The organism is Clostridium intestinale DSM 6191 (genome assembly GCF_900130055.1).
In the GTDB taxonomy this organism is placed as follows: Bacteria; Bacillota; Clostridia; order Clostridiales; family Clostridiaceae; genus Clostridium_T; species Clostridium_T intestinale.
The window spans coordinates 237,384-248,721 of the sequence record NZ_FQXU01000007.1 but is presented as its reverse complement, the minus strand read 5'-3'; the positions used below and the strand labels follow the sequence as shown (position 1 = coordinate 248,721).

At 30.7% G+C, this 11,338-nt stretch carries 6 protein-coding genes and 1 other annotated feature; of the genes, 5 read left to right on the top strand and 1 reads right to left on the bottom strand.

The features are described 5' to 3' along the window. The first annotated feature begins 66 nt into the window (after positions 1 to 66). From BUA92_RS12150 to BUA92_RS12140, 3 genes are all read left to right on the top strand, one after another. Complete coding sequence (locus BUA92_RS12150) at positions 67 to 1,305, top strand: M16 family metallopeptidase (protein WP_073019895.1); 1,239 nt, start codon at positions 67 to 69, stop codon at positions 1,303 to 1,305. Between the two features lie 210 nt (positions 1,306 to 1,515). Beyond that, entirely contained in the window at positions 1,516 to 2,154 is a 639-nt protein-coding gene (gene recX / locus BUA92_RS12145; RefSeq protein ID WP_073019893.1) for a recombination regulator RecX, read from the top strand. 12 nt (positions 2,155 to 2,166) lie between these two features. Further along, the gene (locus BUA92_RS12140) at positions 2,167 to 3,330 is read left to right on the top strand and encodes a transglutaminase-like domain-containing protein (protein ID WP_073019891.1); all 1,164 of its coding nucleotides are present in this window, start codon (positions 2,167 to 2,169) and stop codon (positions 3,328 to 3,330) included. A 26-nt stretch (positions 3,331 to 3,356) separates the two neighbouring features. Here the strand turns inward: BUA92_RS12140 and BUA92_RS12135 are convergent, their stop codons facing one another. Next, positions 3,357 to 3,704, bottom strand: a complete 348-nt coding sequence (locus tag BUA92_RS12135) for a tetratricopeptide repeat protein (protein ID WP_073019889.1) — start codon at positions 3,702 to 3,704, stop codon at positions 3,357 to 3,359. A gap of 168 nt (positions 3,705 to 3,872) precedes the next feature. Here BUA92_RS12135 and BUA92_RS12130 point away from each other — a divergent pair, with 168 nt between their 5' ends. Beyond that, a complete protein-coding gene (locus BUA92_RS12130) occupies positions 3,873 to 8,132 on the top strand; it encodes a 2-hydroxyacyl-CoA dehydratase (RefSeq protein WP_073019887.1) in 4,260 nt (1,419 codons plus the stop codon). Positions 8,133 to 8,199: 67 nt separating this feature from the next. Beyond that, positions 8,200 to 8,423: a binding site (T-box leader), on the top strand. 151 nt (positions 8,424 to 8,574) lie between these two features. Continuing rightward, on the top strand, positions 8,575 to 11,217 hold the full coding sequence (locus BUA92_RS12125) for a valine--tRNA ligase (RefSeq protein ID WP_073019885.1): 2,643 nt from the start codon (positions 8,575 to 8,577) through the stop codon (positions 11,215 to 11,217). Positions 11,218 to 11,338 lie beyond the last annotated feature (121 nt).

The following is an 11,338-nucleotide window of genomic DNA, read 5'->3' as shown; positions in this document are numbered from 1 at the left end:
GTTTAGATTATATTATATAATAAGTGGAGAGTATATTAAAAGTAATTAACTATAAGGAGTGTTTTAATGGTAAGACTTAACTTTGATGCTAAAGAGGATGTTTTAGATAATGGATTTAAAGTAATAACAATAAAGAGAGAAACACAATTAGCATCTTTAAATTTAGGAATTAAGATAGGGGCTCTATATGAAAAAGAAAATGAGAAGGGAATATCTCATTTTATAGAACACATGATGTTTAAAGGAACTAAAACAAGAAACAACGAAAAGCTAAATGATGACCTAGAAGCCTTAGGTGGAGAATATAATGCTTATACAGATTACACATCTACAGTTTATTCAATAACTTGCCTAGAAGAAGAAATTGAAAATGCTGTTGATATTCTAAGTGATATGATAGTGAACCCCTCATTTGATATAAAAGAAATGAAAAAAGAAAGAGATGTTATATTATCTGAAATAAGGACAAGTAAAGATGATGTAGAAGATTTAAGTTTTAGAAGAACTAGTACTTTTGCATTTAATGAAAGTCCATTAAAATATGATATTATGGGAACAGAAAAAAGTATTGCTTCTTTTTCAAGGAAAAATTTGGTAGAATATTATAACAAGTATTATATGCCTAAAAATACAGTTTTGACCTTTGTATCAAGTTATGATCATGATAAAGCTATAGAACTTGTTAAAAAGTATTTTGATAAGTGGAGCAATAAGATAATAGGGGATAAGGACTTTAATTTAGAAAAGAATATTGCTGGTGTGTTTGAAAGTCATAAAAATGATATAGAACAAGCTACAATAACTTATTTATTTTCTTTTAATGATGTTCCAAAAGAATTAGAATTACCTATTAAGATTTTAAATCACAAATTAGGTGAAAGTTCTAATTCAATATTATTTAGAGAGTTAAGAGAAAAAAGAGGTTTTGCCTATGATGTATACACTCATTTAGATTTAAGCAGTAATGTAAAAACCCTTCATATATTTACTTCCCTTGTTGAAGAAAATGTTGAAGAAGCAATTAATGTTATAAATGAATGTATAGAAAAAATTAAATCTAAAGATATAGTTTTTGATGAATCAACTTTTGATTTGATGAAAAAGGTTCATAAAACAGCTGTGGTATCAACACTTGAGGACTCAACTGATTTAGGAAACTATGTATTGCATCAAATACTAGAAGGTGAAAGCATGTTTGAGTTTATTAAAGACATGCACAATTTAGATTCTTTAAAACCAGAAGATATATATAAGGCAGCGGAATATATATTGAGGGAGCCTACGGTGCACATACTGAGAAGCTAGAGAATTATTTGATGTTCCGCTACGTTAGGCAGAAGGATTTGATGAAGCCTGAGAGGCGGCTTCTACAGGGCAGTGGTGCATATACTAAGAAGTTAGAGAATTATTTGATGGTGGTCTGCAAGATTAGGTGAGAAGGAATTTAATGGAGTTCTTCGAACTCCTACAGAGCAGAGGTGCATATATTGAGGAGTTAAGAAAGGTTGAAGTTATTTGAATAAAATCACTAAGATAGAGGTTGGGAAACGAAATAAAGATAGAGTTAATGTTTTTATAGATGATGAGTTTGCATTTGCTTGTTTTGGGGAACTTGTGTATAATTATAATCTTACTAAGGGCAAGGTCGTTAATGTTGATGAACTTAGGGAAGTTATAGAACAGGAAGAGTACTTAAAATGTAAAAGTGCTGCTTTAAAGATGATGGAAAGATCTTATAAAACTGAAAAAGAAGTAAGAGAGAAGTTGTTAACTAAAGAATTTAGTGAAATTTCTATTCAAAGAGCTATTGAGTTTCTTAAGGAGTATAATTTTATAAATGATGAGAAATATGCTCAAATGTATATTAAAGATAAAATTAAACTTTCTGGAAAAAACAAAATAAAGTACTCTCTTATTAGAAAGGGAGTAGATGAAGAGTTTATAAAAAGTAATCTTGATATGGTTGATAAAGATTCAGAACTGGAAGTAGCTGAAAAATTAGCATATAAAAAATATGCTGTTATTTCAAAAGGTGAAAGTGATAAATATAAATTATCAAACAAACTTATAAGATTTTTAATGACAAAAGGATATGACTATGATACTTGTAAGAAAGTAACGAAAAAAATCGTAGAACTTGATTTTAATGATTAATGAGGGTGAGTTATGAAAGATTATAGTATAGACTTTTTATTTCTAGCATGTTTTTTGTTGCCTATAATATTTGGAGTAATAAGAGGATTTAGAGCAAATGACCTTATGAAAATAATTAGGGGTATTGAGGAAAGTATATGTTTTGTTACCTCATTTATAATAACAATTAACTTTTTAAATAGAAGTTATTTCTTTGATATTGACTTTATCCAAAGCATATCTATAAATTTAAGTAATTTTACTGAAAAATATCCGCAAATTTCTTATTACATTTTCTTGTTAATAAGTATTATAATAATATATGGGATATGTTTCATTCCATTTTTTATACTAAATCTACTTATATTTAAGCCTTTATTGACTAAAGTTGAAAATGTGTGGGATAATGGAGGGAATTTATTAAAGGGATTTATAGGAGCTATATTTAGAATTCCTCAGGGAATAATAATGGCTTTATTGTTTGGAATGATAGTTCATGGAGTTGTGTCATTTGTTCCTAATGATAACTTATCAACTCTTGTAAATAATTCGAAAAGTTATAAATATTTTTATAGCAAGATATTCAACCCAATATCAACATCGAATTTTGCAAGAGCTTTGCCTAATTTAATCGGTGATTCTATTAAGGTTAAGATTGTTAAAGAACAAATAGGAAACTCAAATGGTAGTGTTGAGAGTAATAAGATTGTAAATGAGATTGTATATTACAATGGAATTACTTTAGAAGAGGGAATAAAATCAAATAGTGAAATTGATAATATGGCATATGAGATCACAAGAAAAAGATCCTCGGATAAAGAGAAAGCTAAGGCTATTTATGCCTGGGTTGGATCGAATGTTGAATATGATTATGATAAGGCAACCGAGATTCTAAATGATAATTTCAGAAATAAATCAGGTGCAATTGTAACTTTTAAAGATAGAAGAGGAATATGTTTTGATTATGCATGTCTATTTACTGCAATGGCAAGAGCTAGTTCATTAAAGGTTAGAGTAGTAATAGGGCAAGGTTTTGATGGAAAGACTTGGGTTGCACATGCATGGAATGAAGTATACTTAAAAGAGGAAGATAGATGGATAAATGTAGATCCTACTTTTTATAAAGGTGGAAACTATTTTGATTCAAAGGACTTTTTTGAAGATCACAAAAAAGAAAAAGTAATAGGTGAATGGTAAGGGATTTCTTAAAAATTAAGAAATCCCTATGTAACCTTTTTTAGGAGAAGATTTATTGCTTTTTCACAATCTTCATCCTTGCTATTTAGTGCCCAAGCTCTATTAAAGTATAACAAAGCTTTCCTAGTATTATTAAGCATGGCATATGAATAAGCTAAATTAAAATAATATTTACTATCTTCTGATAAATCTATAGCTTTTTTTATATAAGTAATTGCATTTAAATAATCTTTAGTTTTTATCAAACATACCCCTGCATTATAATATGAGCAGGCTAAGTTTTCTTTAAGTTTTATGGCTTTTTCGTAATAATCTAATGCTTCTAGATAGTTCTTACTATTATATAGTTTATTACCCTCTTGAAAATAACTCATAAATCCTCCATAATATAAATAATTTACATATTGACATTATTAACAAAAATAACAATATTATTCAAAAACATAACATTGTTAACAATTAAATAGCTATACTTTAAATTGGATTTATTTAATAATATAATAAGTATTAGGCTTTTATTTTTATTGAAAGGAAGCGATTAAATGTATAATTTAGGGTTGGATGTAGGGTCTACTACAGTAAAACTAGTAATTTTAAATGCAGCAAATAAAATAGTATATAGCAGATATAAGAGACACTTCTCTGACATAAAAAGCACAATTATTGGCCTTATTAGAGAAGCCTATAAACAGTTCGGAAATATTGAGATAACAATTAATGTTACAGGTTCTGGTGGACTTTCAGTTTCAAAGTGGCTAGATGTTACTTTTATACAAGAAGTTATAGCATGTACTAAAACTATAGAGGAAATGGTTCCGGAAACAGATGTAGCTATAGAACTAGGTGGAGAAGATGCTAAGATAACTTACTTCAAAGGTGGAGTAGAGCAAAGAATGAATGGAACTTGTGCAGGTGGTACTGGTGCATTTATAGATCAGATGGCCTCACTACTAAAAACTGATGCTACAGGATTAAATGATTTAGCTAAAAGTTATGGAACTATATATCCTATTGCATCTAGATGTGGAGTTTTTGCGAAAACTGATGTACAACCTCTTATAAATGAAGGTGCTAAAAAAGAAGATATAGCAGCTTCTGTACTTCAAGCAGTTGTAACTCAAACTATAAGTGGATTAGCTTGTGGAAAACCAATTAGAGGAAAGGTTGCTTTCTTAGGAGGACCACTTTATTTCTTATCAGAATTAAGACAAAGATTTATAGAAACCTTAGAGTTAAAAGAAGAAGATGTCATATTCCCAGAAAACCCACAATTATTTGTGGCTTTAGGAGCAGCTTTAGCTTCAAAAGGTGAAAATAGCGTTTTGTTTAAAAATATAGTTGATAAAGTGAAAGAATTATCAAAGTTCCAAGATAAAGAAATAGAAACTTTAAGACCTTTATTTAAGGATGATGAGGAATTAATAGAATTTAGAAATAGACATGAGGGCAATAAAGCAAAAAGAGGGGATTTAAGTTTATATAAAGGAAATACCTATTTAGGTATTGATGCAGGATCTACAACAACTAAAGCTGCATTAATAGGTGAATCAGGAGAATTACTTTATTCCTATTATGGATCAAATGAAGGAAGTCCTTTATTAACTGTAGTAGGTATATTAAAAGAAATATACAGTAAGATACCTAAAGAAACTAAGATAGTTAATTCTACTATAACTGGATATGGTGAGAGTTTAATTAAAGCTGCCCTTCATATAGATATTGGAGAAATAGAAACTATAGCTCACTATAAAGCTGCTGATAACTTTCTACCAGGAGTTGATTTTATCTTAGACATTGGTGGACAAGACATGAAATGTCTAAGAATAAAAAATGGAGTTATAGACAGTATATTATTAAATGAAGCTTGTTCTTCAGGATGTGGATCATTTATAGAAACCTTTGCTAATTCTTTAAATATGGAAGTTAAAGATTTTGCTAAAGAAGCTTTATACTCATCAAGCCCTGTGGACTTAGGCTCAAGATGTACAGTGTTTATGAATTCAAGAGTTAAGCAATCCCAAAAAGAAGGTGCAACAGTAGGTGATATATCTGCTGGACTTTCCTATTCTGTTATAAAAAATGCTTTATTTAAAGTTATTAAAATAAGAAAAAAAGAGGAAATGGGACAGAAGATAATAGTTCAAGGTGGAACTTTCTATAATGATGCAGTACTTAGAAGTTTTGAACTTGTTTCAGAAAGAGAAGTAATAAGACCTGATATTGCTGGTCTTATGGGAGCTTTTGGAGCCGCATTAATCTCAAAAGAAAGATATACACAAGGTTATGAGTCTACTTTAGTACCTTTAGAGGAACTAGAAAGCTTTACTTTTGATACAAGTCTTGAGAGGTGTGGACTTTGTGGAAACAACTGCTTGTTAACTAAAAATAAGTTCTCAAATGGAGAAACTTTTATATCAGGAAATAGATGTGAAAGACCTATTATAGGTAGAGTATCTAGTGAAGAAGTTCCTAATTTGTATGACTATAAATATAGAAGAACTTTTAAATATATACCACTAAAGAAAGAAGAAGCTAAAAGAGGAATAATAGGAATACCTAGAGTTTTAAATCAATATGAAAACTATCCATTTTGGTTTACTTTCTTAACAGAGTTAGGATTTAGAGTTGAGTTATCTCCTAGAAGTTCAAAAGCTATATATGAAATGGGGATAGAAACTATACCATCTGAATCAGCTTGTTATCCAGCTAAGCTTGTTCATGGACATATTATGGCTTTGATAAATAGAGGAGTAAAAACAATTTTCTATCCATGTATTCCATATGAAGTAAAAGAAGATCCTACAGCGGGAAATCACTATAATTGTCCTATAGTAACTTCATATCCAGAAGCTATAAGAGCTAATATGGATGTTATTAAGGAGCAAGATGTTAAGTTTATGAATCCTTTCTTTGCACTTCATGATAAAGATAAGTTATTAGTTAGACTTATCCATGAGTTTAAAGAACTTGGTATTAGTAAAGAAGAGTGTACTAAGGCACTAGACTTAGCTTGGAGAGAAAAAGAAAACTACGTTTTAGATATAAGAAACAAAGGTGAGGAAGTAATAAAGTATCTTGAAGAAACAGGTAAAAAGGGTATAGTACTTAGTGGAAGACCATATCATATAGATCCTGAAATAAACCACGGAATACCTAATATAATAGCATCCTTTGGAATGGCTGTTTTAACAGAAGATTCAGTTGCTCATTTATCAGAGGTTCAAAGACCACTTAAGATAGTTGATCAATGGACATACCATTCAAGATTATATAGAGCTGCAACTTATGTATCTAAAAAAGACAACCTAGAGTTAGTTCAATTAAACTCCTTTGGATGTGGATTAGATGCAGTTACAACTGACCAGGTTCAAGAGATATTAAGTGCATCTGGGAAAATATATACTGTTTTAAAAATAGATGAAGGAAATAATTTAGGTGCTATAAGAATTAGAATTAGAAGCTTAATTGCTGCAATGGAAGAAAGAGTTAGAAATAACTATGTTCCTATAAAACAAAAGATTGAGTATAAGTCTAAAGAGTTTACTAAGGAAATGAGAAAAACTCATACAATATTGTCACCTCAAATGTCGCCTATTCACTTTGATTTAGTTCAGGAAGCTTTTAATTCTTCAGGCTACAACTTAGTAGTTTTACCATCAACTGATAAGATGGCTGTAGAAGAGGGATTAAAATATGTTAATAATGACGCTTGTTATCCTTCAATAATAGTAATAGGACAACTAATACATGCCTTAAAATCAGGTGAGTATGATTTAAATAATACATCAGTTATCATTTCTCAAACAGGTGGAGGATGTAGAGCAACAAACTATATAGGATTCCTTAAAAAAGCTTTAATTGAAGCTGGTTTTGAAAATATACCAGTTATATCTTTAAATGCTGTTGGACTTGAGAAACAGTCAGGATTTAAGATAACACCAAAACTCCTTCATAAAGCACTAATGTCATTAGTTTATGGTGATTTATTTATGAGAGTTTTATATAAAGTAAGACCTTATGAAAAAGAGGTTGGAAGTGCAAATGAACTTTATGATAAGTGGAGAAATATAGCTAAAGAAAATGTTAGAAGTGGAAGTTTTAATGCTTATAAAAAGAATATAAGAAATATTATTAAAGAGTTTGATGAACTAGAACTTTTAGATATAAAGAAACCTAAAGTTGGACTAGTCGGTGAGATTTTAGTTAAGTTCCATCCAACTGCAAACAATGATGCAGTAAGTGTTATTGAAAATGAAGGTGGAGAAGCAGTTATGCCTGATCTTCTAGACTTCTTCTTCTACTCAGCTTATGATGCAGACTTTAAATATAAATTCTTATCTGCAAGCAAAAAGAGCAGAAATATTTCAATGCTTGCTATATGGTTTATGGAGTTATATAGAAAAGAAATGAAGAAGGCTTTAGACGAAAGTAACAGATTCCATGCACCTAAGCATATAAAAGAATTAGGAGATATGGCATCTCAAATACTTTCTCTAGGTAACCAAACAGGAGAAGGATGGTTTTTAACAGCAGAAATGATAGAACTTATAGAAAGTGGAGTTAACAACATAATTTGTATGCAGCCTTTTGCTTGCTTGCCTAACCATGTTACAGGAAAAGGTATGATTAAGGCATTAAAGCATAAATATCCTCTTTCAAACATAGTTGCAGTAGATTATGATCCAGGTGCATCAGAAGTTAATCAGTTAAATAGAATTAAACTTATGATGTCAGTTGCCTTTAAGAACCTAGAACAAAAGGAAGTACCTAAAAAAGTATTATGGCTTGAAAAAGAAGTATAATATTTCTTGACAATTTTACATTTAATACTATAATATATGAATATATCTTATAATTTCATATGGATATACAAATGCAATGAAAAAGAGGAGTAAAAACAATAATGATATTAAGAGAAGAAAATCCTTAGGCTGTGAGATTTTCTATATCGGATGTTTTGAAGGTAGCTTTTGAGCAGCTTTGCTGAAAGTTTAAGTAGGTAAAGTCGGCAGCTATGTCGTTAAAGTAATGAGAGTCTATAATCTTTTATGATTGTAGAAATAAAGGTGGTACCGCGAGTCTTCGTCCTTTTATAGGATGAAGGCTCTTTTTTTATTCCATATATTTCCTGGGGAATAAAATTGATAAATATAAGTTCAAAAAGATGAAAGCAAAGAAAATACTTAAGCACAGCTATATTTTAGCTTAAAAGAAATGTACCTAAATTAAGAGGAGGAAGAAAAAATGAGTGAAAATAATATTTCAACAACCTATAATCCAAAAGAATTTGAAGAAAAGATATATAAAACATGGGAAGAGAAAAAATACTTTACCCCAGAGATTGATAAAAGCAAAAAGCCTTATACTATAGTAATGCCACCACCAAATATAACTGGTAAACTTCATCTTGGGCATGCTTTAGATAATACACTTCAAGACATTTTAATAAGATATAAAAGAATGCAAGGTTTTTGTACTTTATGGGTTCCTGGTGAAGACCATGCAAGTATAGCAACTGAAGTTAAAGTTGAGAATGAACTTCTGAAACAAGGTCTAGTTAAGAAAGAACTTAGAAGAGAAGGATTCTTAGAGAAAGTTTGGGAATGGTCAGATGAGTACAGAGAAAGAATAAGAACTCAACTTAAAAAGATGGGGGTTTCAGCAGACTTTACTAGAGAAGCTTTCACTATGGATGAGAACTTAAACAAAGCTGTTAGACATGTGTTTGTTAAGTTGTACAATGAAGGACTTATCTACCAAGGAAATAGAATAACTAACTGGTGTCCTAAGTGTGAAACTGCTTTATCTGATGCAGAGATTGAATACAAAGAACAAGAAGGAAGCTTCTGGCACATTAAGTATCCGGTTAAAGACTCAGATGAGTTTTTAGAAATAGCAACAACTAGACCTGAAACTCTTTTAGGAGATACTGCTGTTGCTGTAAATCCAAACGATGAAAGATTTAAGCATTTAATAGGTAAAACTTTAATACTTCCACTAGTTAATAGAGAAATACCTGTAGTTGCTGACGACTATGTTGATATAGAGTTTGGTACAGGTGCAGTTAAGATAACTCCAGCACATGATCCAAATGACTATGAAGTTGGTAAAAGACATTCTCTTAAAGAAATCAGAGTTATGGATGACAGAGGAGTTATAAACTCTTTAGGTGGAAAGTATGTTGGACTTGACAGATATGAAGCAAGAAAGGCTATAGTTAAAGACTTAGACTCAGAAGGACTTCTAGTTAAGATAAAACCTCATGTTCACAATGTAGGAACTCATGATAGATGTGGAGTTGTAATAGAACCTATAATATCAAAACAATGGTATGTTAAGATGGAATCTTTAGCAAAGCCTGCTGTAGAGGTAGTTAAAGAAAAGAAAACTAAGTTTATACCAGAAAGATTTGAAAAGACTTATTTCAACTGGATGGAAAACATTCAAGATTGGTGTATATCAAGACAACTTTGGTGGGGACATAGAATACCTGTATTCTACTGTGAAGACTGTGGAGAGATGATGGTAAAGGAAGATGCACCTGAGAGCTGTACTAAGTGTTCATCAACTAAGATAAGACAAGAAGATGATGTGCTTGACACTTGGTTCTCATCTGCACTTTGGCCTTTCTCAACTTTAGGTTGGCCAGATAAGACAGATGACTTAAACTACTTTTATCCTAACTCAGTTTTAGTTACTGGATATGATATTATATTCTTCTGGGTTGCTAGAATGATATTTTCTGGACTTCACAACATGGGAGAAACTCCTTTTGAACATGTACTTATACATGGTATAATGAGGGACTCTGAAGGTAAGAAAATGAGTAAGTCCTTAGGGAATGGTGTAGATCCTCTTGATGTAATAGACAGTTATGGTGCAGATGCTTTAAGATTCATGTTAGCTACAGGAAATGCTCCAGGAAATGATATAAGATATTATCAAGAGAGAGTTGAAGCTGCTAGAAACTTTGCAAACAAGATCTGGAATGCTTCAAGATTCTTAATGATGAACTTAGATAAAGAGTTAATGAACAAGTACAAAGATGAAAAAGACTACTCACTAGCTGATAAGTGGATATTATCAAGATGTACTACTTTAGTTAAAGAAACAACCGAGAACTTAGATAAGTTTGAACTTGCAATAGCTTTCCAAAAAGTTTATGACTTTATGTGGAATGAACTTTGCGACTGGTATATAGAACTTGTTAAACCTGTATTTTATGGAGAAGATGAAAAAGCTAAAGGAATTGCATATAGTGTAATCTACAAAGTTTTATCAACTGGACTTCAGCTTCTACATCCAGTTATGCCATTTATAACTGAAGAGATATATACTCATCTTTGTGACGAGTTTGAATCAATAACTATCTCAACTTGGCCAGAGTATGAAGAAGAGTTACATGATACAAAAGCTGAAAAAGAAATGGGATATATAATAGATTCAATCAAGTCTCTTAGAAATGTTAGAGCAGAAATGAATGTACCACCATCAAGAAAAGCTAAAGTAATTGCATATATAAATAAAGAAGCTAAAGATGCTTTCTTAAATGGAATTTCTTATATGGAGAAGTTAGCTTCTGCATCAGAAGTTGAGTTTATAGAAGAGAAAACCTTAGTTCCTGAAAATGCAGTTTCTGTAGTTGTTGAAGTTGGGGAGTTATTTATGCCACTTCTTGATCTAGTTGATAGAGAAAAGGAACTAGATAGACTAAACAAAGAAAAAGCTAAACTAGAAGGTGAAATAGACAGAGTTGATAAAAAGCTTTCAAATGAAAGATTCACAGCTAAAGCTCCAGCTGATGTGGTTGAAGCTGAAAAAGCTAAAGGTGAAAAGTATAAAGAAATGCTTGAATCAGTTATAGCAAGAATAAAAGCACTAGAATAGTATGTAAATGATGGGATGATTAAATCATTCCATCATTTAATTATATGTGTTAAAATAATGGGGACAAGTTAAACGCAATAAAAGTTGTAATATAAGAAGTAATTTATGGAGGTTTAGATAT

What these genes read in the sequence shown, in the direction of transcription:
- BUA92_RS12150 (WP_073019895.1), top strand. Translation starts at nt 67, where the DNA reads ATGGTAAGACTTAACTTTGATGCTAAAGAGGATGTTTTAGATAATGGA.
- BUA92_RS12140 (WP_073019891.1), top strand. Translation starts at nt 2,167, where the DNA reads ATGAAAGATTATAGTATAGACTTTTTATTTCTAGCATGTTTTTTGTTG.
- BUA92_RS12135 (WP_073019889.1), bottom strand. Translation starts at nt 3,704, where the DNA reads ATGAGTTATTTTCAAGAGGGTAATAAACTATATAATAGTAAGAACTAT.
- BUA92_RS12130 (WP_073019887.1), top strand. Translation starts at nt 3,873, where the DNA reads ATGTATAATTTAGGGTTGGATGTAGGGTCTACTACAGTAAAACTAGTA.
- BUA92_RS12125 (WP_073019885.1), top strand. Translation starts at nt 8,575, where the DNA reads ATGAGTGAAAATAATATTTCAACAACCTATAATCCAAAAGAATTTGAA.